Consider the following 25,406-nt stretch of genomic DNA (forward strand, 5'->3'; position numbering starts at 1 on the left):
ACTACATATTGGTTTTAGTGTCACTCTCACTGCCACCTGCAACTTTTTGCAAAGCGGTACTCAGTTCGCGGTCGTGATCATGGTCACGACTGTAGATGCGAAATATCAGAAAACTGGTCGGCAGGTTCTGAAACAGCTGATCGTCATCCAGTTCAACAGATTCACCGCTGGCTGAATCGAACCAGTAATTTTGCTTTCCAACCGGACGCCGGGCACTCGGCCGGTGGTAATGCCTGGCCACATCAATCCGCAGGGGAATGTCCGACAGAGACGCCGGCAGATGGTGACGTACCCGACGCTCTACCAGGTCCGGTTCCGAAAAGATCGTGATACTCTCTGTCTGTCCCCGGTGAAAATGCATGGTTCGCTCACAGGCCATGCGCCACATCTCTTCACGGTTGACGATACGACTCCAGTGTTTCCCCAGCCGCTGCAGTTCCGGATCTTCAGCGTCTGCCCAGCGCGCGACATCGACCATCAGCGATGTCTCCGTAAGCTGCCGGTATTCACGCAGATGCTGCAGCGGGTTTCCTGGAAACAACCGCTGCATGGTTTCTGCAAAGTGTTCTTCCAGGGCAATGTCGATCGCCCGAACAGTACGGTGAAAATAAATCGTGTGAAACAGATTGGCCCGCGTTTCGATAAAGTTGATCAGCGTCGGCATGCCGCGGGCATGAAGGGTGAGACCCTTTGCCGTGAAAAAGCTGTAATGAACCAGACGTGAAATGTCGAAAGCGCGTGTATTGTAACCGGACATGTAGGCATCGCGGAGTACAAAGTCCATGTTGTCGATCGTGTAGATTCCGCTGAACATCGACCGAAGTTTTCTAAGCCAGTCCGGATGACCGTCAACATCGTCTCCGCTGACAGGGCGACGAATCAGCCAGGCGACCTGCCTCGGGTCCAGTTCTTCCAGCGGCTTTAGCCGTCCGGACGGGTTCCGACGAATCCGGCGAATCAGATCGCCAAGTTCGTATTCAATAACATGAGCGCCGACGTCCTCATGCGTCAGATTGAACTGATCAAGATAATGATCGTCGAAGAAGTGACCGAACGGGCCGTGGCCCACGTCGTGCAGCAGTCCGGCGATCCGGACCAGGCTCTCCACATAGGCCTGAGAAGGAACACTGCGGCACGACTCTGCCAGAGAATCGTACCACGCGCGAATTGTCAGCGAACCAAGATGCATGACCCCCAAGACATGCTGGAAACGCATATGTTCTGCTGACGGAAAAACCCACCAGGCTGTCTGCAGCTGGTGAATGTGCCTCAACCGCTGCAACCAGGGATGATCGATCAAATCCTGTTCCGCAGCTTCATCATTCGGCAGTCCCACGGCTGACGTGAAGGGAATGTAGCCGTGGATCGGATCGTGCGACAGGCTTTCAGTAGTAAAGTCCCGGACCATATAATCTGAGTCGATTGTCGTGTGAATGAAATCCGGACGGAGTAACAGACCTCGTGCCTAATCATGCCGTCACTGTTATTGAGACCGTTTGCCACCGGATAACAGCGAGGGATTCGTACATTTTCAAATGGGAGCTACTCAGGCAGCTCAACACTGTCAACCGACGCCCCCAAATGAGTCTCCAGTAACCGACCCAGCTCGGGACCACGAGCATTCAGCGAAATAACTTTGCCGTCCGGTCCCACAAGAATCACAGTGGGAATTCCGGTGACGGCATAATAGGCTGCCATCTCACTGTTACCATTCCCATCCGGCATAATGTTCTGCCATGGAAGCTGCGCTTCCTTCATGTAAGCTTCGAAATCGGCGCGATTCTGATCGATATTGATGCCTACAACAGTGAAACCCTTTGCACCGTAGACTTCGAGGTTCTTTCTCACATTGGGAATTTCTGCCCGACACGGACCACACCAAGACGCCCAAAAATCAACAAGCACAAACTTTCCCCGATAGCTTTCCCAGTCGAATTCAGATCCCTCTGCTGTGACTCCCGAAAGTTCCATGAAATTCCCCGGAAGATTCAGACGTCGAACTGTGGCAGCAATGCTCAGGCCCTGAGTACGAAAATCAGGATTGTCCGAGTTCTCCAGCATGGGAACCAGACGATTCAAAATCTGCTTTGCAATTTCCGGTTCACTACCGCTGAGTTGCTGCCCCAGCGCCGATGCAAGGCTCACTCCGCGCCTGTCCAGACCGTACTTATCGATGAACGCGAAGAGGTCCGTGACGACAGTTTCTCTGTTCCCGTCCTCCTGCAGAGCTTTCATGATCACCAGTTGAAGCAGCTGAAAATCCGCTGACTGTACCACAGCCGGACGTGGGTCGTTCCGGAGTGATCCGGCAAACGCCATCAACTGTCGTTGTGACTCGGGATCCACACGGCTCAGGACCGAAAGTACAAGGAACTTTTCTTCAACGGCGAGGACAGCGTCCTGTTCGCTGATCTCCTGTACCAGAATACGATCGACCGCACCCGTGACGGCAGCAACCTGCTTTCGGAGGTGGGCAATCACAGCTTCCCGAGTCCGTTCCGTCGGTCTCATTTGTTTGATGCTGCCAATAAACGAAAACAACTCCTGCGGACTTCCATCCGGCACCTCAAACGGATCCTTCTCCTTGTTCTGCGGGTCCCGCTCATTTTTAACAGACAATGCAGCCGATTTGTCCTCCTGCGCAAAACATGTCAGTCCCCAAGCCGGTCCGAAAACCGAGATGATCAGCAGCCAGCGGAACGATTTTTGAAAAGCGGCCATACAGCACCAGAGGAAAACAGGAAAGAAGTGAACACACGTGTTGGTGAAAGAATCTAACTTAAAGCGGCGGCGTTTACGGAAACCAACCACAATCATAGCCAACCAACGGTTGAATGGAGAACCGACTCTTCACCCATTTGTCGTTCCAGAAGCCGCCCCGATTCAGTTTGGTCGTCGAACAGATCAACGTCCTGGTAAAGACGTACAAAACGAGTCAGTGATGAGTCCTGTTGGTTCAAATACAGGCATGCCATGCATCCGTCACTACACTCGCAGTCTAGGTCGAGTCAAATGATTCACCAACCCCGGTCACGACTCCGGTCCGTCTACGCAGCATTTCAATGATTCACTACAGATTGTAGCCGACGGCTGACAGTGACGAAGTCACAGAAAGCAGCCTAGTGTCTGTCCGGGAACGATCTGCGTCACTGAAAACCGGAAAAAAAACGTAAAGCCCGGTCGTCACTTCTTTAAAAGCTGAAGCCATCCGTAAAAAACAACCGGTTCCGAAGAATAGCAGAGATCTCAAAACTAGCTGCAGTTCTCAATATAGTAAGATTCAAACCAGACCCCAAAAACAGAGTAAATTTCGGAGTGTGCCACGGGAACAACATGAATTGATGGACAGAACCGACCACCCGACGTATGGTGAATGCACGACAAAATCGTGCTCGTCACAGCTGATAAGCGGCTAGCCAACAACACCGACAATCGATCAGTCATTCATTTGTCAACCAGTCAGTATTTATTGTGCGGAGATCTTGCCGGCAATAGTTGAACGGTAACGCGAAAAGGTTAAGGAAATTGTGCTGAGCCCGGAGAGTGCAAATATGTCGGATTCTCAGGATACAGTTTCTGAATCTTTTGAAAATATTTTTCGTGAAGAACGACAGCGACTGTGGCGTCTGGTTCGGTTTCGGATGAATCCGGGAGTCCGCCACCACCTCGACACCGAAGACGTTCTTCAGGATGTGTTTATAGAGGCGTCGCGGCGTTACGACGACTATCTGGACGGCAATGGATCTGCACCTTATCTGTGGCTCAGACAGATTGCCCTGGAGGTCCTGAACAACGCCCATCGCACTTACACCGGGGCACAGCAGCGCTCGACCGAACGAGAGTCTTATTCTGACCTGCCGGCCAATGATGCCGCATCAAGTCCGCTGCTGCGACTGGTCGCTGCTGTCACAACCCCAAGCGCAGTTGCCATCCGGCAGGAAACCAAGATCATCGTCGATCAGGCTTTGCAAAAGCTGAATGAAACAGACTGGGAAGTGATCCAGCTGCGTCAGTTCGAAGAGCTGACCAATTCCGAAGTCGCAGAAGTGCTGGAGATTTCCGTAACTGCAGCCAGTATTCGCTATGTTCGGGCACTCGAACGACTAAAAGACATCGTCGAATCGCTGCCCGACTTTAGTCAGAGCTGAAAGGAGGACCGTCATGAGTCGTCCGCTCAGTGACCCGCGAGAGCTGCAAGGCCTGTCCTCCGAAGAACGCGATGAGCTCCTCGGACGTTTGGTAGAAGAATTCGAGTTTCGAATCCGACGCGGTGAATGTCCTCTGGTCGCGGAATACACCGAACAATTCCCTGACCTCGCCGCAGAGATCGAATCAGTCTTTACGACGATCGTCACCCTGGAAGGAATCAAAGCCGACGATGCTCGCGATGCAGAAGGACGTGTCAGTCTGGCGGGCGGACGAGTCGATCAGCTGGGCGAATATCGTGTCGTACGTGAAATCAGTCGTGGTGGCATGGGAATCGTCTTTGAGGCCGAGCAGGTTTCCTTGAAAAGACGAGTTGCTCTCAAAGTACTGCCGCGACGAATGATACTTCAGACAGAGGAACGAGAGCGGTTTGAACGAGAGGCACAACTGGCCGCCAGCCTGCACCATTCCAATATCGTCCCGATCCACGGCTGCGGTTCTGAAGACGGCTACCAGTTCTACGCAATGCAACTGATCGAGGGAACTCCGTTAAATCAACTCCGGGAACAACTCACCGCACATCGAGTTGCCGAAATCGGTGTACAGGTTGCGGAGGCTCTGGATTATGCACACAAACAGGGAGTCATGCATCGTGACATCAAGCCCGAAAACCTGATTGAAGACTCTGATGGACGGGTTTGGATCACCGATTTTGGTCTCGCTGCCGATTCACTATCCGTCTCCGACGGCCACGCGGGGGGCACAAAAAAATATATGGCTCCCGAACGAGCGACGGGATTGTGTGATGTACAGGCTGACGTCTTTAGTCTGGGAATGACCGTCCAAACTCTGTTGCCGGAACCCGAGGCCGTTCCTGTTTCTGCCGACCTGGCAGCGATCATTGATCGTTCGACCGATCACGACCCGGAAAACCGATATCAGACCGCAGGTGAACTGGCAGAAGATCTGCAGCGATTTCTGGAATTCTGGCCCGTCAAAGCAAGAAAACTCAGCTGGTTTGGCAAAGGAATCAAACTGGCAAGGCGTAACCCGGCTCTGTCTGTCAGCCTGGGGCTGCTATTCGGGCTTGCCTGGGCCATGGCGATTTTTTCACACAGCGCTTATCTGCAGTCTGAACAGCAAAATACACAACTCTTCGGAAAAGTGTTTGCCATTGATGCATTGTTCAAATCCAACTATCCGGGTCGGGATAAGCTCAGTCAGCTCAGCGAGCTCCAGGATTCCCGAACCACGAAGGTCCATGATCCCGCTCTGGAAGACCACATCACGATGCTGCCGTATCTTCCTGACATCAAGATTGATCGGCTGACGGATTTGCCACCGGACCTGATTCATTCCGCCATTTCTGCACGACGCGATGTTGGTTTAGCCAAGAAAAATCTGGGCAGACTCGAGGATGCCCGTCGGGCATTTCAGTATGCACTGCAGGCCACTGATCGATGGATGTTCCAGTGCAATATGACTTCACCGTTTGGCATACATACTGTGAACGCAGTGCTTTCTGCTGCAAGACTTCGCAATGATCTCAGCAGCGTTCTGGAAAAAGAAATGAAACTGGATGAAGCGGTCATATTGCGCCACGAAGTGCTGGCGCTTCTGAGCAAAATACCGCGGTCGGAGCAGAACACGACGGACTATGCCGAGCAGTTCGCTGAAGCGCATCTCGGGCTTGGGACGTTCAGGCCTGAACGTGTGGGGCTCTTTGGAACATGGTACCAGCTTGAAGTTGCCGGGCACGATTTTACAGATGAAGCGGACACGGCAATTGCTCATCTTGACGCCGCGTTACAGGTGTTACAGGTATCCGGTCGAATGAAGATTCCGAGGATAAAAACACAAATCACAAGAACGCTGATAGAACGTGTACAGTGGAAACGTGTGCTGGGCTCTTTGGTGCAGCAGGACGACCAGCGTGCCCAGAACCTCATGCTTGAACTGACACAGGATTTTCCGAAACAGCCTAACTACCGTTACATCTATTCACTGGTTCTGGCAAATGTCAGGCTTCCGCAGGGAGCCGAAACTCAACCTGGGTCTGACTTGATTCGGTTGCGACTGGAACGCGCGCTGGAACTGGTCCACTCGCTGACTCAAAGTCAGCCCCGTCGAACTGACTACATCGAAACAGAAGTTGATGTACGTCACCTGCTGGCAGAACTGGCGATTCGCAGCACTGAAGAGGGCGATACAAAATCGGACTTTGAAGTTGCCGTTTCGATGCAGAGTTACCTGAACCAAAGCATGGCAGTCGGGTTTCCCGATCATGTTCGGCAGGCCCTGCTGGAGTGGCGTTTTGCAGAGTGGCTGGACCTGAAGAAAAAACATGATCAGGCCGACACCCTTCGGAATCAGGCCCGCCGGCAGTTTCAACTCATCCCACAGGACGACTCTTCGCAACCCTGTGTCGCGGCAACCCGGGAAGTGATCATCGACGGTACTCGAAAGCTGACTTCACTGACTTCTGGCGTCACTCCCTCTCCGGCTACTGTACAGTTGGCAGAGTAAAATAAAGATTCTGATACCGCTGACGGTCATCCTGGACGTATTTCAATACGCCGCCGAAGCTCGATTACAATCAACAGACTGTATTTTCGGAGTTCGACTGTTTTCCGGATTGAACAGGCATGTTCAATCCGGCGGCGAATATGCTTTTCGAATAAGCAGGTTTGGCCCAGGTGAAAACGTTGCACCGGCGATCAAACTCCGATTTTTCAGCGATGATTCAACGGAAACCTCATACTTAAACACCGCAAAGTCGGTCCGAATCCTCCAACTCGCTTTGTCAGAGCCTGGTTCGACCCGCCTGCCTATTGCATTCAGTGCCACCGGGACTATGTTTAGAATATTGTGTTTTGGCAATTCTCCGGAAATCCCCACGAATTTGTCCGAAACGGATTTAGCGGAAATTCACAGATGGAACGTACTGTACACAGGCGGCAGTGCCGACTTTGATTTCGGACACCGACTTCCGGCTGGTTAAACCGTGTTCTCTGACTACTCCGGTACTACAGGGACGTCTTTTGTCAATCATCGAATGTTCAGGGACAGAGCAGATGCTCGGTGAGCTGAATCCGTGCGGGGGAGGCGACACAATTCCCCTCCTTCATGAGAAAATACTTATTGGTCGCCGTTCATCCTGCGATATTTGCCTTGCGCTTTCGAATGTGTCTTCGCACCATTGCGAACTGGAGTTACAAAAGCACTACTGGCACGTTCGGGATCTGGGCAGCACCAACGGTGTCAAGGTCAACGGCGAGCGAACACTAGAATCTGTTCTGATGCCAGGTGACGAATTGCAGGTGGCCAAGTCTCGGTTCCGCATTGAGTATTGCATTCATCCGGATGCTGCTGCACCGGAATCCATAGACACGTTTGCATTGAGCCTGATGCAGAAGGCCGGACTGGAAAAACCGGCCGATTTTCGCATACCACAGTCGTCAGACGAAAGACGTGCGCGAATGAAAGCCAAACGCCGCTCGGAAAATCGCGACGATTTCATCATGGACTGGCTGAGTGACGAAGAAGAATAAGCGGTATTAGTGTTTTTGAGCCCCGATGACTACCGCCGGCCCTCCGCGACAGATCGTGACGTCCACAGGAGGTGTACGGAACGCGGAATACTATCCGTCGGAAAGACCCTGTCATGACGGGGTGAGCCTGGCATTCAGCTTAAATTTCGCTGCGTGGAACGAAGTATGATAATAATCCGACAACGTCTGCGAACAGTACTTAAGCGTATTTGCGGATTTCCCCGTCGCGCGTCACGTGGATCAGTTCGACTCAGATTCAGGGAACTCCTACACGCTGTTTGAACTGCCGTAATCCAATGAATTCATCTTTTGGAGGAACCAGCGAATTGTCAATTTCCGGTGAAATCTGAAGCCCGGTCAAACAACAAACAATCGCATACGAACTCACAAGAGCCGAAATGTTCCAAAACCTGGTTCCGGAATCGCCAAACAACTGTTATTGCAGCACCGAAGCACAGTTTCGATTTCCGGCTGGTGTGTCTGCCGGAAATCGGGGACACACGTTACATTTCCCGGCGGATCAGGGACTCTTTCATATCAGAGTTCGAAGAAAACTCGTAAGTGGAAAGAGTGGATTCCCTGTCTACCTTGGCTGACGCTGACAATGTAGAATTTGCGGGCTGCATGAACTCCCGGTGCCCTGTGAATCGATCCACCGGCTCAGTTCTGTCCGGATTTGACCGGTATAGAATCAGGGAAACGAATTTCAGTTTGTAGCAGCTCGCGGGAAAACCCGGAAGGAATTTCCTCATCGGTGGCAGGTCTGTTCCGTGTATTCAGCTCGTTGTGAGACAGAGATATGAAACGTCGAAGTATGATCTCATCTTCCGCTGCCACTGTGGCAGCACTTTCATTTCGTTCAGCCTGGGCACGGAGTGCCTTAACTCACCGCGAACACCGAAAATTCACACTCGATCTGAACTGGGGGGCCATCGGTGTGGAAGCCGATCAACTGCAGGCAATCGGGTATGCAGCCAAATTTGGCTTTGAGTCTGTGTCTGCGGATCCACGGTTTCTTTCGTCGCTTGATGAGTCCCAACGCGCCAGTCTGGCGGCGCTGATGAAGGAAAAAGGTGTACGATGGGGAGCCGCCGGTCTGCCGGTAAATTTTCGCCAGGACGAATCCCGGTTTCAGCAGGACCTGAAGAAACTGCCAGCGATCTCCAGTTCCATGCAGCTTGCCGGTGTGACACGCGTGGGCACTTGGCTGAGTCCCTGTCACAATGAACTGACCTATATGGCCAATTTCCGTCAGCATGCGCGGCGTCTGAAGGCCTGTGTAAGAATCCTTGCGGATCATGGTCAGAGTTTCGGCATGGAATACGTCGGGCCGAAAACGCTGTGGGCCTCAAAACGTCACAGTTTTATACACAGTATGCGAGAGACCAAAGATCTCATCGCAGAAATTGGAGAGAACAATGTTGGCTTTGTTCTCGACAGCTGGCACTGGTACACAGCACATGAAACGGTTGAGGATCTGCGAACTCTAAAGAATCAGGACATCATCGCCTGTGATCTGAACGACGCACCGGCAGGTCTTGCGATCGACGAACAGATCGATAACCAGCGTGAATTACCGGCAGCAACCGGGGTAATTGACCTGAAGATGTTTCTGGGGTTCCTGATTGAAATCGGCTACGACGGTCCCGTGCGTGCAGAGCCGTTCAATGCAAAACTCCGGGACATGGGAAATGACGACGCCTGCCGAACAACGTCAGACGCACTGACAAAGGCCTTCTCACTGGTCAGCAAATAGCAGGATCGCAGTGATGTATTGATCACTTTTTTTTGTACGATGTTGTTATGAGAAACGTACAACTGCATTTCCGTACGCTGCTGTTGGTGCTTGTGCCTGCCGGACTTCCTTTAACCGCCAAACAGTGTCCTGCCGACGAACGGGTTGTATTCGACCTGATCCGAACTCACTGTGTTGATTGTCACAACCCGACGAAATCCTCCGGAGATCTGGACCTGCAGACTTTGAGTACTCAGGGCCTGCGCAGCTTTGACGTCAACCGGGAAGCATGGGAACGTGTTGTCGCAAAGATGACCACCGGAGAAATGCCGCCACCCGAAGTCACCGGACCGTCAGGTAGTGAAGTTGTCCATGCGACGAAGTGGCTGAAAGCAGAGTTTCTCAGGCAGGATCGAGCCATTCAGCCTCAGGCCGGCCGGGTCACAGTGAGGCGACTCAATCGCGCCGAGTACACCAACACAGTTCGGGATCTGCTGGGCGTCAACATTCGACCGGCCGAAGATTTTCCGCCGGATCAGTCGGCATTTGGATTCGACAATATTAGTGATGCCCTCAGACTGTCTCCGGTCCTGATGGAAAAATATCTGAATGCCGCTGAACGTGTTATCACGACCGCACTCTTCGGCCCCAAAGAACACAAACCATCGGTCACGCATTATCCGTTACCGGTCCGCATTAATCTGCGGCGCGGTACTCAGTCCGTGCCACAGGATCTGCCAAATTATGATCTCACGGGACTGAGTACGGTTCATGCGGCACACGTAGTACACCACTTTCCGGTTGAGGCCGAATATGATTTTCGGATCGTGCTCAACGGCCACCGCCCGACTCAGTCGGAGCCCGCACACCCTGCGCTGTTTATTGACGGCGTTTGCACAAAGGAATTCGAAATTGATGCCACAGACCTCGAAGGACAGGTCGTGGAAACACGGCTCCGGGTCACTGCGGGAGAACACCTGCTGTCGGCGACCTATTTAAAAATGTATCACGGACTCCCTCCAAACTTTCACGGGCCGGAACCGTCAAAACGCCCGCCGGGGCCATTATTAACCGGAGGTGACAGACTCAACGAACAGGACATTGAAATTCTGCGAAAATTGGGTACGACAATTAAGACAGACATGTCAGTCGAAACACGAATCGACAACCGGTTTGAATCCATCGACATCGGGGGCCCGTTCAACCAGCAGACAGCAGCATCGCCCGCCGCACTTAAGCGTGTTTACGTCTACGGAAGTGTGGAACACGGCCATACGGCCAAATGCGCACGGGTTATTTTGACAGACTTCGCCAGTCGCGCATTTCGCCGTCCTGCTGCAACCGAGGAAGTTGACCGATTTTTACGACTGTTCAAACTGGTTGAACATCAGGGTGATTCATTCGAAAAAGCAATTGCAACGGCACTTCAGGCGATTCTGGTGTCGCCACACTTTCTGTTTCGAATTGAACACGACCGAAAACCGTCGGACGGACGCAGCTTCATGCCGGTAAGTGACTATGAACTGGCTTCAAGGCTGTCGTACTTCATCTGGAGCAGTATGCCCGATACGAAACTCCTGCAGTCGGCTGCGGACTCATCGCTGCGGCGACCTGACATTCTGGAAGCTCAGGTTCGCCGAATGCTGCGGGATCCGAAATCCCGTGCACTGGTTGAAAATTTCGCCGGCCAGTGGCTTCAGTTCAGAAACATAGACATTGTGCGACCGGATCCTGAACAGTTTGCGACGTTCGAGGAAAGTTTGCGACATTCGATGAAACGAGAGACAGCCAGATTCCTCGAGGAAATCATTCGGGAGGATCGAAGTGTCCTGGAGATACTTAATGCGGATTATACGTTTGTCGACGAAAGGCTCGCGAGGTTCTACGGTTTCGAGGGCATTCACGGTCCCGGGTATCAACGGGTTGACGTCAGTAACACACGGCGGGGAGGAGGGATCCTTTCGCATGGAAGCATTCTGACGCTCACTTCGTATTCAACTCGTACTTCCCCTGTGCTTCGTGGCAAGTGGATCCTCGAAACTCTACTCAACGACCCTCCGCCACCTCCTCCGCCGTCCGTCCCTGCCCTGGACGAATCGAAAGTCGGGAAGTCGGTTTCACTACGTCAGGAACTGGAGGAGCATCGGAACAATCCTACCTGCGCCGGGTGCCACGCACGGCTGGATCCTCTGGGATTTAGTCTGGAACATTTTAATGCAATCGGTGAGTGGCGCGATCTCGACGGAAAAGAACCGGTGGATGCTTCAGGAACTCTGCCGTCCGGACTTACGTTTCAGGGCCATGCCCAGCTTAAACAGATCCTGATGGATGATCGAGACTCTTTTGTAGACGGTCTTGCGGAAAAACTGCTGATCTACGCCCTGGGTCGTGGTCTGCAGCGTCACGACCGTCCGGCTCTGGCAAAGATCTCAGAATCGCTTCCTGCTGCGGATTATCGGTTTTCTGAGCTGGTTCTGGGGATCGTGAACAGTCTGCCCTTCCAAATGCGGAACGTGGCTGAACAGAATACGGCGGACGGCCCGCCCACCGGAGAGACATCACCATGACACTGATTATTACAGACAGGCACCTCTCACGCCGCAAACTGCTTCAGGGGACCGGGGCTGCGATTGCCTTGCCGATGCTCAACGCCATGCAACCGGCCATTGCTTCAGCAGCGATCAATCCGCCGATCCATCGAATCGCTGTCGTATATGTTCCCAACGGCATTGTCATGAAGCACTGGACTCCGAATCAAACCGGAACGGAATTCCCGTTTCCGCGGATCCTGAAATCACTACAGCCGTTTCGCGATCAGATCACAGTGATTTCAGGACTGGAGAATACCGCGCCAACTAAAGTCAGAGGCGGTGGCCATGCCAAAGCATCGGGTAGTTTTCTTTCCGGCATGCCTCCAAAGTTTACTGCGGGAGCCGATGTTCGCGCGGGAATCACGTTCGACCAGGTGGCCGCCGGCAAATGGGCCTCAGAAACACGGGTCCCGTCGCTGCAACTTGGCCTCGAAGATTCACGAATGGTCGGCAACTGTGATTCCGGTTCAAGCTGTGCCTATACCAACAGCATTTCCTGGAAGGACGCGGAAACACCGATGCCCGTTGACGTCAATCCTCGATCGGTGTTCGAGCGACTGTTTGGAACTGTTGATCCTGGTCTGTCAGCTGAAGATCGCGCCCGCCGACTGCTGTACCGCAGGAGTATTCTGGACGTCACCCGTGAAAGTACGCGGGAATTGTTCAATCGGCTCGGGGCAGATGACCAACGCAGGATGGATGAATATCTCACCTCAATTCGTGAAGTGGAGAAGCGTATTTCCGATGCAGAAAAACGTGAACTCATCCCGGGGATCAACAAACCTTCGGGAATCCCGTTTGAGTTTCCTGACTACGCCAGAATGATGCTGGATCTTCAGGTCATCGCCTTTCAGTCGGATCTGACGCGCGTATCCAGCATCATGTTCGGTCGTGAGGGCAGCGTGCGCACCTATCCTGAAATTGGCGTCGCCGATCCTCATCATCCACTCACACACCATCGTGGTCATCCCGACTTCATCGAACGAGTTACCAAGATCAACTGTCTGCATGTGGAGTTATTCGCGTACTTCCTCGAACGACTCAAAGCGACACAAGACGGAGCAGGTTCACTGCTGGACCGGTCAGCCATTCTTTACGGTGGCGGACTCAGTGACGGCAACACTCATTCCAGCACGGACCTGCCGCTGCTGGTTGCCGGCGGGTTGTGCGGAACCGGAGGCCGGCACATTGAGGTCGACCGACAGCCGATCACCAATCTGTTCGTGGACCTGCTCAATCGAGTCGACATTTCGACCGGATCCTTCGGTGACAGTACAGGACGGCTCGACACAGACAGTTAGCTGAATATGCCTAAGCTGTTTGGTCTCCACTTCAGTTCCGGAAGACCTCGACAGCCGGCCCACCGGAGTATCAGCAGACTTGGCAGAATTTATTCGGGAGTGAAGAGCAACAGATGCCATTCATTTGGCCGTGACAACCCCCGACCGGACGGAGTGCTCAGTCAAACATGTTTTGACTGAGTGTGTATCACCGGGTTGCCGATCGTTTTCCCCGACAGCGAGGCATACTCGGGGCCGGCGACACCTCACAATTTACCAGGTAACAGAGCGGTAGCGTGCCCGTGACGGGGGTCCGTTTACCGGACGAACTGAGTCCCGTCAAATATGACATCCTCGTCGGGCAGTCCGGATTCATTCGCCAACGGGACGCTCTACGTGGACGGTAGCCGCATAACGGACAAATACGCACTTGAACCTCAACGTCATCCCCATGAGAAATACTATTCTTTTCCTTCTTGTCCTCAGCTGCCTTGAGCCTGCCTTTGCCAGGAAACCTAACGTCGTGTTCATTCTGGCGGACGACCTCGGTTGGCGCGACCTCAGCAACGAGGGCTCCTCCTATTACGAGAGCCCGCACATCGACCGTATCGCCCGGGAAGGCATGAAATTCACTCGTGGTTACGCCACCTGTCAGGTATGCAGTCCTTCCCGGGCCAGTATCCTCACCGGCAAATACCCCACCAACCACGGGATCACCACATGGATCGGCGATCGGTCAGGAGAGGCCTGGCGTGATACCGGCCGAAACGACAGTCACCTGCCGCCGGAGTACAACCAACAACTGCGAGCCTCCGAAATCACCCTGCCCGAGGTTATACAGAAGTCCGGCTACAGGACATTCTTCGCGGGTAAGTGGCACCTCGGCAGCAGGGGGTCCTGGCCGACCGACCACGGCTTCGAGATCAACAGCGGCGGATGGGACGTCGGCAGTCCCCGCGGCGGATACTTTTCTCCGTGGCAAAATCCTAACCTCCACTCCGGCACGGCGGGCGAGTCGCTCACTCTGCGTCTCGGCAGAGAAACCGCGAATTTCATCGAATCCAGCAGGGACGAACCGTTTTTCGCCTACCTTTCCTTCTACAGCGTGCATAGTCCTATCCAGACCACACCCCGACTCTGGAAGAAATACCGGCGTAAGGCAGTCGCAGCCGGCCTGGCCAGGGAACGCTTTGTCTTCGACCGTCGCCTCAGCGTGCGTCAGGTGCAGGACTGCCCCGTGTATGCGGGTATGATCGAAACCATGGACAATGCCGTCGGCATGGTGCTCCGGAAACTCGACGAACTCGGACTCACCGAACACACCATCGTATGCTTTACATCCGACAATGGAGGGGTCTCCTCGGGCGATGCCTATTCGACCTGCAATTTGCCTCTGCGCGGTGGTAAAGGGCGTCAGTGGGAAGGCGGCATACGTGAACCTTTCTATCTCAAGGCACCCGGTATCACCAGACCGGGCTCGACGAACGCAGTACCGGTCAGCGGCATCGACTGGTATCCGACCCTGCTTGAACTGGTCGGCCTTCAGGTGCCGGAAAGCCAACAGGTAGACGGTGTCAGTCTGGTGCCTTTACTGCAAGGAAAATCTATCCCCGGACGGCCTCTCTACTGGCATTACCCGCACTACGGCAACCAGGGTGGCGAACCTTCGTCCATCATTACCGAGAACAACTGGAAATTGATTCACTACCACGAGGATGGTCGCGACGAGCTATATCACCTCGCCAGGGACGAAACTGAACAAACGAACCTTGCCACCACCGAACTCCGGCGGGTCAGGATCATGCGGACAAGACTTGACTCCTGGCTCACAGCAACCGGGGCGAAGTTTCCGATCCGGGACAGCAAAGCCGATCTGGTCAAACGCAAAGCCCGCTTCGATTCTCTGGCAACTCTGGGAAAGGAAAAACTCGAACGTCAGCACGGGGATTTTCTTAACCCTGACTTCAGACCCAACAGCGACTGGTGGGGCAGCGTTCCCGGAGACTAAACCCATGAACGTATTGATTCTGGCCGTCGCTTTTGCCTTAAGCCTTTCTCCGCTTTCCGCAAAGCCGAAGCATCCCAATGTCCTGATGATCTGCGTGGACGACCTTCGCCCTGAACTGAACTGCTTCGGGGTCGACTACGTCAGGTCACCGAACATCGATGGACTGGCTGCCCGGGGTCGCCCTTTTCATCGACATTACGTACAAGCGCCCACCTGCGGAGCATCCCGTTACACCTTACTGACCGGCACCTGCGGTCCGACCACTAACGGCGCGCTCTTTTCGCGAGCCGGCAACCGCAAGCATTCTGATTTTCCCGGTTTTTTCAGGAAGCACGGCTACGTCACCGTCTCCGTTGGCAAAGTCTCCCATCATCCCGGGGGACGGGGAGGCAGCAACTGGGATGACGACACCAAACATGAAATGCCCGAATCATGGGATCGCCACCTGATGCCGACCGGCCTCTGGAAGCACCCGCGCGGTGCCATGCATGGCCTCGCCAACGGGGAAATTCGCAGCAAGGCCTGGAAGATGGACGTCTACCAGACATTCGATGGCCCCGACAACGCGTATCCCGACGGACTCATTGTCGAAGAGGCCCTCCGTCAACTCGACCACCTTGGCAGACAGGCCGCCGGGAAGCCCTTCTTCCTCGCTGTCGGCATCATTCGCCCTCACCTTCCATTCGGAGCGCCGCTGCGGTACGTCACCCCCTATCTCAGCACCACGCTGCCACCCACGCCACACCCTCTGAAGCCTTCAGGCAAAACCACCTGGCACAACTCAGGGGAGTTCATGAAATACAACCGCTGGAAACGCAACCCGAACACCGACGCTGCCTTCGCTCTGGAGATACGGCGGCACTACGCCGGCTGCGTAACCTATGCCGACGCGTTGGTGGGACGCATCCTCGCCAGGCTCAAACAATTGAAACTGGAGGACAACACCATCGTTGTCCTGTGGGGTGACCATGGCTGGCATCTGGGCGAACACGCCGTCTGGGGAAAGCACACCCTCTTTGAGGAATCCCTCCGCTCCCCGCTGATCATCTCTTACAAAGGGATTCCAAAACCAGGAACAGCAACCCGCTCCGTTGTCGAGACCCTGGACATTTTTCCCACTGTCTGTGCCTTGGCCGGACTGGACAGCCCCGACTTCCTGCAGGGCCGTTCCCTGATTCCAATCCTAAACAACCCAAAGTCCCGGGGACATTCCGCCATCGCCTACCGTGCGAACGCCCAAACCATTCGTACCGCCACCCATCGGCTCATTGCCCACAGCGGGGGTGAACTCGAACTATACGACCACACCACCCCACAGGGTGAAACGAAAAATCTGGCTGCCACCCAACCCGGGAAAGCCGGTAAACTGCTCAGACAACTCACGGCCAGGCTGGAAAAAAATTAAATTAGACAGGTGTCCTGACGTTAAGAGATGTGGCGATTCAGCCTGACTGTTTCCGTCGACACGAAAAAATCCAGGTCGTGTACCGGCTGTCCTTCAGCTTAGCGGCTGTAACAACCTCCATTCCGGAACGTTCCCAATCCGGTTTCCCCCCCGGGCCAGGTTCCTGTCCGAAGCTAAACCACTGTCGCCGCAGACTCCCCGGACATCGCATCACCGTCAGCACAATGGATACAGTTGCGGCCCTGAGATTTAGCTCGGTAAAGCAATTTGTCTGCGGCCGACAACAGTTCATCCACGTCAGAGAGCAAATGGCCATCTGTACAGGTGACCCCCATACTGCAGGTAACATTGAGCTGCCCGGCCTGAGTCTGGAAAGGTTTTTCTGAAATTTCGTGACGAATCCCTTCAGCAATTTTTACGGTCACTGTCAGCGACGACTGCGGACATACGACAACAAACTCATCTCCGCCAAATCGACACAGACTGCATGTCCTGTTCAGAACCGGGTGAATGCGATCGCAAAAAGTCCGGAGAACTTCGTCGCCGATGAGGTGGCCATGTTTGTCGTTGGTCAGCTTGAAGCGATCAATATCGATAAAAATAACCGACAGCTGGAACGATTCCTGTCTGCAGTTCTCCAGCTCGCGTCCAAGCAACGGCATGAGCCAGGCGCGATTGAATGAGTTGGTGAGTGCATCTCGCGCCATCAGTTCGTGAACGAAGCTGTGATACTGAGCTTCTTCATCCGGCAGCATCATGAACTTCAGGATTGTGTTTCCCAGTCGTATTAATTCGCCACCTGCCAGCGGAGTCTGAGGATCCGGTTTTTTCCCGCTGATCCAGCTCCCGTTTGTGCTGTTCAGATCAGTGAGACAGTAGGTCCCGTTTGACCATTCGACAATTGCATGCATCCGGGAAACACTCGGATCATCAACGGTAATGTGGCAGGTGGAGTCCCGACCAAGAACTGCCCGGTCGAAAACCAGACGCGTGAGCCGGGGTATGTCGGGAACAGGGTAGATCTGCAGCAAACAGCCCCGCCTTTCCGCAGAGTTGCCACTGTTCGCTGTGCCACCGGGTTCGATGCCCGTATCGGCCAGCGCTTCGTCATATGAATCCCTGGAGCTCACGATCTGTCTTTCCGTGATCAGATGTCGGACCGGAGAGAACCGACACAATCCGGCGTAAAAGGATTCCCTGGCGACTGTCGTGAGAGTCGCTGACAGAATGATCCCTAAATACCCCTACGGTTGTCACCGGCAAGCTAATAATCGTCGAGATGCCTCGTGGCATCGTTGCAGACGCTGTATTGTACGTCTCAGAAGTCGTTAGGATACAGCTTTTATTTTACCGTTCCACGGACCGTTCATTGATGCAGTTTCCCCGAATCGCGTCCTTCCGCACTTCCGCCGGATTTCAGGCGAGACTCGACGAGTTGCAGCTGCAGCTTCCGTTTATGAGCGATTTTGAAGGCGGACCGAATTCGTCACTGGCTGATCCGCTGATAACGCGCGCCGGTCAGATTGGAAATCGTTTTTGTATTCTGCCGATGGAAGGCTGGGACGGAACAACCGAAGGACGACCATCGGAGCTCACCAAACGCCGCTGGAAACGATTTGGACTGAGCGGCGCAAAGCTGATCTGGGGTGGAGAAGCCGTCGCTGTTCGTCATGATGGACGAGACAACCCTTACCAGCTCGTTATCAATGAGTTAAATGCCGGTCCGCTGGCAGAGCTTCGCCAGACTCTTGTTGATGCCCACGCTGAACATTTTGATTCAACGGACGATCTGTGTATCGGACTGCAATTGACTCATTCCGGCCGCTTCGCCGCGCCCACCCGTGGAATGGGTCCTCAGCCGCGACCAATCTACCGGCATCCGATTCTCGACCGGCGCTGTGGCGTAACATCAGACGATTGTCTGATGACCGATGACGATCTGAAGAGACTGGCGGATGAATTTGTAATGGCCGCCTGTTTGGCGCAGAGGATCGGATTCACCTGGGTCGATATCAAACATTGTCACGGTTACCTGGGACACGAGCTGCTCTCCGGTTTTGATCGTTCCGGCCCGTTTGGAGGCAGTTTTGAAAACCGGACTCGATTCCTGCGCACCATCGTGGATGGTATCCGCACGGAAGCTGCAGGACTCGAGATCGGCGTACGTATCAGCATGTTTGACTTTGTTCCGTTCAGGTCAGGGCCCGATGGCACCGGGGTACCGGAAGTACACGGTGTCTATCGTCACGCATTTGGAGGCGATTCCTCCGGTACCGGAATTGACTTGAACGAACCCGCCGAATTTTTGAGTCTGCTGATTCAACTCGGGATTGAACTGGTCTCCACGACCTGCGGCAGCCCGTACTACAATCCACATATTCAGCGTCCCGCGATATTCCCCCCGTCCGACGGCTATCAGCCGCCAGAGGACCCGCTGGTCGGTGTTGACCGTCAAATTCAGCTGACCGCGGAACTCAAAAGACGGTTTCCGGAACTAATCTTTGTTGGCAGTGGCTACAGTTACCTGCAGGAATGGCTGCCGTCTGTAGCGGAGGCCGCCGTCAATGGTGGTATGGTCGACAGCGTTGGGCTGGGGCGGATGGCACTGTCGTATCCGGAACTGCCGTATGATGTACTTACCGGACGGACCAGTTCAAGGAAAAAACTTTGTCGTACATTCAGTGACTGTACCACAGCACCCAGAAACGGTCTTGTCAGTGGCTGTTTTCCACTGGATCCATTCTACAAAGATCATGCGGATCGTGACGCTCTGGATCAGATAAAAAAAAAGCGTAACGAATAGAACAATACAAAGACATACTGTGGAAGAAATCTTCAGCAGCAGCTGTCTCTTCCTGGATCGTTGTTTCGATCCGAATCACTCTGGTCATTCTGAGAATGAGACCTGGCCAGCCACCTCTGTTAACCAACCAAATCAGCTCCGGGACTGTCACGGTTCATGAAAAATCATTTCGGAGCTGTTGATCGGTGAACCGGGTAGGCCGATTTAAGGAACACGGACATGAGACTGCCAACATTAAAGCTGTCACCAGGGTTGATTTCGGTTGTGTCCGGAATTCTTTTTGCGTTCGTGTTGTCAGCCCGGGCTGACGATCGTCGACAGCCTGAAGACCCCGAAGCCGAAGACAGGAGATACCGCTACATTCGGATCTCACGTAACGATCGGAATCTTGCGTCACTGCTGCAAACGTCTGTCATTCGATTTGCGGACTCCAGGCAGTTTCCCGGCAAAGTCGTGGATCTTATTGGAGCCATTCATTTGGGTGAAGCCGCCTATTATGAAGAACTGAATCGCCGTTTCGAAGACTACGATGCACTGCTGTACGAAGCCGTTATTCCCGAAAAAGCACTTCGTCAGGGTCTGCGACCAGGAAGTCAACGCAGGGGACGGACTCTGACCGATGACCAATCCTGGAATGAGTCCAGAGTCGGTCTGGCCGCCATTTCCGCGTTACAGGTAGGAATGAAAGATGTACTCGGTCTGGAATTTCAGCTGGCCGCAGTGGATTATCGTCCGAATAATTTTGTTCACGCGGATATGACGCAGGAGGAAATGGAAAGTTCGATGGCCCGGCGTGGTGAGTCATTTTCTGAGATGCTGGCACGGGAAATGGCAAAAGCCACACTGCAGCAGCGCAATGCACTCGCAATGAACCTGGATATCGTTCTGTCAGTTTTATCTTCGGATCGTCAATACAGAGTCCGCAGAATTGCGGCGGTGGAAATGGTTCGGGCCGGTCATGGTGATGTCTTCGCCGACTCCGATGGCAAATCCACGATTATCACTGAACGCAATATCAAGGCACTGCAGGTATTGCGACGAGAATTAAACAGGCAAAGCAACAAAGTGCTGGGAGTGTTCTACGGAGCCGGTCATTTCGCTGATATGGAAGAACGAATGGTCAGTGAATTCGGATTTGAGCGCATTTCGGAGGACTGGATTACGGCGTGGCAACTGCGTCCTCCGACATCCGTATCCGAAAATTTTTCCCGATGAACACCTTCATTTCTGCAAGTCACTCGCAATGTTCTGTGCGATAAATTCATCAGAATTCTCCACAGTAAAGATTTTCTGAATCTGGTCCGGCTTCTTCCCGACCGACGCAACTTTGGGGGGCCGTCTCTGACTTTATGCTCTGTGATTCACCTCCCCCAACAAATGTTTCTCCTGGAAGATCTCAGAAACAGTGAATATCATGTAGCCGTTCCCTCGTTTTTCGATTTACGGGCCACCATTGATGTCACGTTTGCTGTTTTCGGGTTGGTTGCTGCTGATACTGGTCTCTCCCTGCAGTGTTGCCCAAACGCTGGAGCAGAAACTCAGGGAAGAATCCATCGACAGACTGGTGCGTGATGTCCGGCGCATCGGTAGCGCCGAACGAGGTGCCATTGTCTTTCATCAACCCTCAATGGCCTGCTCACGGTGTCATGATCTGTACGGTTCCGGTCCGGCCGGTCTGGGTCCGGATCTGGCAGTATGGACTGAAAAACCCGGTGATCAGGAGATGATTGAATCTGTCCTGCAGCCGTCAAAGGTCATCCGCAGAGGCTACGAGACAATTCAGGTGGTGACCGTTCAGGGTACAGTCCTTTCCGGGCTGCTTCATTCGGAACGCAACCAGGTGCTCACACTCCGCGAAGCCCTGTCCGGACGACTGATTCCGATCACGGCAGATGACATCGAAATACGGCGGCAGACTGCGGTCTCAACGATGCCTGCCGGACAGGTCAGTCAACTCACCAGCCGTCACCAGTTTCTGGATCTGATGAAGTACCTGTATGAAGTTCGTGACGGAGGTCGGGCACGCGCCAAAGAACTTCAACCTCCTCCATCAATGTTTGCTGTATCGATTCCCGAATACGAATCACACGTTGATCACGCGGGCCTGATCAGCGATCTCGGTGACGAGTCGTTCGAACGTGGCGAAGCGATCTATAATCGGCTCTGTATCAATTGTCATGGTGACCTTCACGCCCCGGGTTCTCTGCCCACCGCTCTGAGATTTGCTGAAGGACGCTTCAAAAGCGTCAGTGATCCCTACGGGATGTACAGAACACTGACACATGGTTTTGGATTTATGGTTGCTCAGACTTGGATGGTGCCCCGACAGAAATACGACGTGATTCACTACATTCGCGAAGCGTACCTCCGTGAACACAATCCGTCGCAGTACGTCAGTATCAACGATAAATATCTTGCTGAGCTTCCTGTTGGTGATACGCGCGGGCCGGAACCGGCAAATCTGGATCCCTACGCGACAATGGACTACGGTCCTGGACTGATCAATACGTATGAGATCGGTACAGACGGTTCTAACTTCGCATATAAAGGGATCGCCGTTCGTCTGGATCAGGGTCCCGGTGGAATCGCACGTGGCTCCGCATGGATGATATTTGATCACGATACTTTGCGTATGGCAGCTGCATGGACAGCCGATCCTCAGCAAACCAGCGATCGTTTCATCGACTGGAACGGGATTCATTTCAACGGCCGGCACCGCATCCACCCGCGCATCGTTGGCGAACTTCAGGTCTCGAACCCCACCGGTCCCGGCTGGGCTCGTCCTGACACAGACAGTCTGAAAGATACCGAACGTGTGATTGGCCGAGACAGTCGACGATACGGCCCCCTCCCGCGTGACTGGGCGCGTTACCGAGGTTTCTACACAGCCGATGACCGTATGATCATTCACTACACCGTCGGGACGACGTCCGTTATGGAAATGCCGGGAATGATCCCGTCGGGTGACTCCAACACACCAACCGTGTTCAGTCGGTCTTTTAATCTGGGACCACGGAGGAGCAGTCTTACACTTGTTGTGGGCACGTGTTCCGATCTCTCTGCCGGTTTTGAATCGGGTACAGACTGGGCTCGACTGTCACCCGTTCATCGAACAGACCGAAGAAATAAAGAATCAGACGTCCGGTCCGACACGTCACCGACCAAGCTGGCCACAGGTATCATCGCGGGGCTTTCAAATCATGTCACCGGGATGAAGTGGTCTCATCGCGATGGTCAGTTGTGTCTCATAATTCCACAGGGAACCGAACCACTCAACTTTGTGTTGTGGTTTGCAGGGATACATCCGGAGGTCGGCAATATCGAATTTCCGGCCATCGAAACATGTCCGGATCTGTTGTCTGTTGCAACATCCGGACAGGCGCGCTGGAAAGAAGAAATCACCACCGTTGTCACACCGGGTAACGAAGACGGACCGTTCGCTGCGGATCAGCTGACTCTGCCCCGGAACAATCCGTGGCTGGCTCAAATGCGTCTCACCGGACTGGATTTTCTGGATGACGGAGATCGAATGGCAGTGTGTACGTGGGATGGTGATGTCTGGCTGGCTCAAGGCCTGAAAAACCTGCAGGAAACCGCCACTCTGAAGTGGAAACGCATTGCCTGCGGACTGTTTCAGCCCCTCGGACTCAAGTTGATCGACGGTCGTATCTTCGTCACCTGTCGGGATCAAATCGTAGTCCTTGAGGACCGAAATGGTGACCGGGAAACCAACTACTATCGGGCCTTCAATAATGACCATCAGGTCACGGAGCATTTCCACGAATTCGCCATGGGACTTCAGACCGATGATGACGGAAACCTGTACTATGCCAAATCGGCACGTCATGCAAAAAAGGCGCTGGTCCCACACCATGGAACACTGCTGCGAGTCTCCGCTGACGGGGAACGAACCGACATTGTGGCAAACGGCTTTCGCGCCGCAAATGGGGTGTGTCTCAATCAGGACGGATCATTTGTCGTAACCGACCAGGAAGGACACTGGAACCCCAAAAATCGGATCAACTGGGTACGGAAAGGTGGTTTCTATGGCAATATGTTCGGTTATCACAACGTAACAGATTCTTCTGACAGCGCAATGGAACAACCTTTGTGCTGGATTACCAATGAATTCGATCGCTCACCCGGCGAACTTCTGTGGGTCGAGAGTGAATCATGGGGACCACTCAATGGGTCACTGTTGAATCTGTCGTACGGTTACGGCAGGGTCTATGTTGTACCTTTTGAAAAACTCAACGGTCAGCCTCAGGGGGGCATGTGTGAACTTCCGATTCCTCAGTTCCCGACAGGAACCATGCGAGGACGCTTCAACCCGACAGACGGACATCTGTACACCTGCGGGATGGTCGCCTGGGGCAGCAGTCAAACTCACTCCGGTGGACTGTATCGTCTCAGAGCAACCGGAAACCCATCCTGGCTTCCGTGTGGCCTGACAACACATGTCGACGGAATCTCCATGGAATTCACGGACGCACTACACCCCACAGCTGCAGAAAATCCCGAAAATTACAGACTCAAAGCGTGGTCACTCCGGCGTACAGCCAACTACGGTTCAGAGCACTACGACGAACACCCACTGGAAGTCACCTCGGTGTCACTTTCCGGTGACGGAAGAACAGTGCGCCTTACGGTTCCCGGAATTGCTCCCACGTGGTGCATGGAGATTCGCTGTCAAATAAAGACACCACACGGCCGAACTGAAGAACGTGTCATTCATAATACGATCCACCAACTGAACGAATAAGGCTGTGGCTCCCGTTACAAAACTGACCAGCACAAGCACTTTGAAGTGGCGGTCAGTAAACTCACAGCTGAGCGTCAATATCCGCCGGCATGTAGCCACTCAAACCAGCACGCAAGGATTCCTCCACCAATCGCAAACTGCGAGAGAAACACATGCACGATGCCCCGTCCGCCAATGACCAGCCCTTTATCAATGGTCCAAAATCATTAACCGGGTGGTAAAGTTCGCTCACGGTTCAACCTTCGCCTCAGCCCCCGTTACAGTCTTACCGCAGACCACACCATTGCTTCGCCACAATTGATCTGCGGGGTGATGACTGGTTGCCGTGTTATCAGTATCCGGAAAGCAGCTTGCAAAGATGGCATCAACCTTTTCCATGAACCGAATCGTGGAGTTCAGTGAAACAGATATGGCCGGGATCGTACATTTCTCCAGTTTCTACATCTGGATGGAACAGGCAGAGCACGCGTTTTTCCGGTCTCTGGGTCTGACGATCGCCAGCCACCAGACTGATGGAACCACAATCGGATTTCCTCGCGTGTCTGCGTCGTGTCGCTTTGTCTCGCCGGCGAGGTTCGAAGACACAGTCATGGTTCAACTGCAGGTTCAGCGTATTGGTATCAAGTCCGTGACGTATGAATCGATTTTTTCGATCGATGGCCGACTGGTTGCCAGCGGCACACTCAAAACCGTCTGCTGCAGATTTCGATCCGGGGAATCTCTCGAATCAATTCAGATTCCTGATCTGTACCTGTCAAAACTTCAGGAGTATTCAGAACCATCGGACCAGCCCGGAACAACGTGACCTGCGTCACTGAACGGCTGACGTGACGTAATGCCAATATGATGTCCTCGTGAATTCTGATGAAAGTCTGTTCGTCACGAAAAATCTCCGAAGAACTCAGCATTATTTCCAATCACCATGCTAAGACTCATCAGATTCCACACGGCCATCAAAATCTCCATGACAAAAAAGTTAACGACCGAAGTCGCATGTTCCCTGCCAAGTCAGCCTCAGGCAAGTCCGATAAGTTGTAATGCCTGCTGATAGTTTTCCGGGAAATCCGAATTTCCCGTTGGGATAGAATCAAAAGATCAACCGGACACGACCACGCTCCGGTACCG

Annotated in this window: 16 protein-coding genes; 12 read left to right on the forward strand and 4 right to left on the reverse strand. The window is 53.6% G+C overall.

From position 1 onward, the window contains the following. Position 1: 1 nt before the first annotated feature. Both MK110_06825 and MK110_06830 read right to left on the reverse strand, forming a co-directional pair. The gene (locus MK110_06825; protein MCH2210998.1) at positions 2–1,408 is read right to left on the reverse strand and encodes an HD domain-containing protein; all 1,407 of its coding nucleotides are present in this window, start codon (positions 1,406–1,408) and stop codon (positions 2–4) included. Positions 1,409–1,542: 134 nt separating this feature from the next. Continuing rightward, positions 1,543–2,721 (reverse strand): TlpA family protein disulfide reductase, encoded by a 1,179-nt coding sequence (locus MK110_06830; GenBank protein MCH2210999.1) that lies wholly within the window; start codon positions 2,719–2,721, stop codon positions 1,543–1,545. An 830-nt stretch (positions 2,722–3,551) separates the two neighbouring features. On the opposite strand from MK110_06830, the gene MK110_06835 reads away from it, so the two are divergent. The 8 genes from MK110_06835 to MK110_06870 all read left to right on the forward strand — a co-directional run bounded on the left by MK110_06835 (position 3,552) and on the right by MK110_06870 (position 16,716). Next, positions 3,552–4,148, forward strand: a complete 597-nt coding sequence (locus tag MK110_06835; protein ID MCH2211000.1) for a sigma-70 family RNA polymerase sigma factor — start codon at positions 3,552–3,554, stop codon at positions 4,146–4,148. Positions 4,149–4,161: 13 nt separating this feature from the next. Then, positions 4,162–6,672 carry a serine/threonine protein kinase gene (locus MK110_06840; protein MCH2211001.1) on the forward strand — a complete coding sequence of 837 codons (2,511 nt, stop codon included), beginning with the start codon at positions 4,162–4,164 and terminating at the stop codon, positions 6,670–6,672. A 515-nt stretch (positions 6,673–7,187) separates the two neighbouring features. Further along, positions 7,188–7,697, forward strand: coding sequence for an FHA domain-containing protein (locus MK110_06845; GenBank protein MCH2211002.1), 510 nt, complete (start codon positions 7,188–7,190; stop codon positions 7,695–7,697). A 799-nt stretch (positions 7,698–8,496) separates the two neighbouring features. Next, a complete protein-coding gene (locus MK110_06850; GenBank protein MCH2211003.1) occupies positions 8,497–9,453 on the forward strand; it encodes a sugar phosphate isomerase/epimerase in 957 nt (318 codons plus the stop codon). A 47-nt stretch (positions 9,454–9,500) separates the two neighbouring features. Further along, entirely contained in the window at positions 9,501–11,999 is a 2,499-nt protein-coding gene (locus tag MK110_06855) for a DUF1592 domain-containing protein (protein MCH2211004.1), read from the forward strand. Further along, a complete protein-coding gene (locus MK110_06860) occupies positions 11,996–13,324 on the forward strand; it encodes a DUF1552 domain-containing protein (GenBank protein ID MCH2211005.1) in 1,329 nt (442 codons plus the stop codon). The genes MK110_06855 and MK110_06860 overlap by 4 nt, the downstream gene beginning before the upstream one ends. Before the next feature lie 430 nt (positions 13,325–13,754). Continuing rightward, positions 13,755–15,311 carry a sulfatase gene (locus MK110_06865; protein MCH2211006.1) on the forward strand — a complete coding sequence of 519 codons (1,557 nt, stop codon included), beginning with the start codon at positions 13,755–13,757 and terminating at the stop codon, positions 15,309–15,311. A gap of 4 nt (positions 15,312–15,315) precedes the next feature. After that, entirely contained in the window at positions 15,316–16,716 is a 1,401-nt protein-coding gene (locus MK110_06870) for a sulfatase (protein MCH2211007.1), read from the forward strand. A 173-nt stretch (positions 16,717–16,889) separates the two neighbouring features. On the opposite strand, the gene MK110_06875 is transcribed toward MK110_06870, so the two are convergent. Then, positions 16,890–17,846, reverse strand: coding sequence for a GGDEF domain-containing protein (locus MK110_06875; GenBank protein ID MCH2211008.1), 957 nt, complete (start codon positions 17,844–17,846; stop codon positions 16,890–16,892). A gap of 242 nt (positions 17,847–18,088) precedes the next feature. Between MK110_06875 and MK110_06880 the strand changes: the two genes are divergently transcribed. The 3 genes from MK110_06880 (at position 18,089) to MK110_06890 (ending at position 24,281) form a co-directional block, all read left to right on the forward strand. Then, positions 18,089–19,519 (forward strand): NADH:flavin oxidoreductase, encoded by a 1,431-nt coding sequence (locus MK110_06880; protein ID MCH2211009.1) that lies wholly within the window; start codon positions 18,089–18,091, stop codon positions 19,517–19,519. A 219-nt stretch (positions 19,520–19,738) separates the two neighbouring features. Beyond that, positions 19,739–20,734, forward strand: a complete 996-nt coding sequence (locus MK110_06885) for a hypothetical protein (GenBank protein MCH2211010.1) — start codon at positions 19,739–19,741, stop codon at positions 20,732–20,734. A gap of 241 nt (positions 20,735–20,975) precedes the next feature. Continuing rightward, on the forward strand, positions 20,976–24,281 hold the full coding sequence (locus tag MK110_06890; protein ID MCH2211011.1) for a c-type cytochrome: 3,306 nt from the start codon (positions 20,976–20,978) through the stop codon (positions 24,279–24,281). A gap of 61 nt (positions 24,282–24,342) precedes the next feature. Here the strand turns inward: MK110_06890 and MK110_06895 are convergent, their stop codons facing one another. Beyond that, positions 24,343–24,513: a hypothetical protein gene (locus MK110_06895; protein ID MCH2211012.1), complete on the reverse strand. Its 171-nt coding sequence runs from the start codon at positions 24,511–24,513 to the stop codon at positions 24,343–24,345. Positions 24,514–24,639: 126 nt separating this feature from the next. On the opposite strand from MK110_06895, the gene MK110_06900 reads away from it, so the two are divergent. Then, complete coding sequence (locus MK110_06900; GenBank protein ID MCH2211013.1) at positions 24,640–25,086, forward strand: acyl-CoA thioesterase; 447 nt, start codon at positions 24,640–24,642, stop codon at positions 25,084–25,086. Positions 25,087–25,406: the final 320 nt, after the last annotated feature.

The organism is Fuerstiella sp., from assembly GCA_022447225.1.
Lineage (GTDB): Bacteria > Planctomycetota > Planctomycetia > Planctomycetales > Planctomycetaceae > S139-18.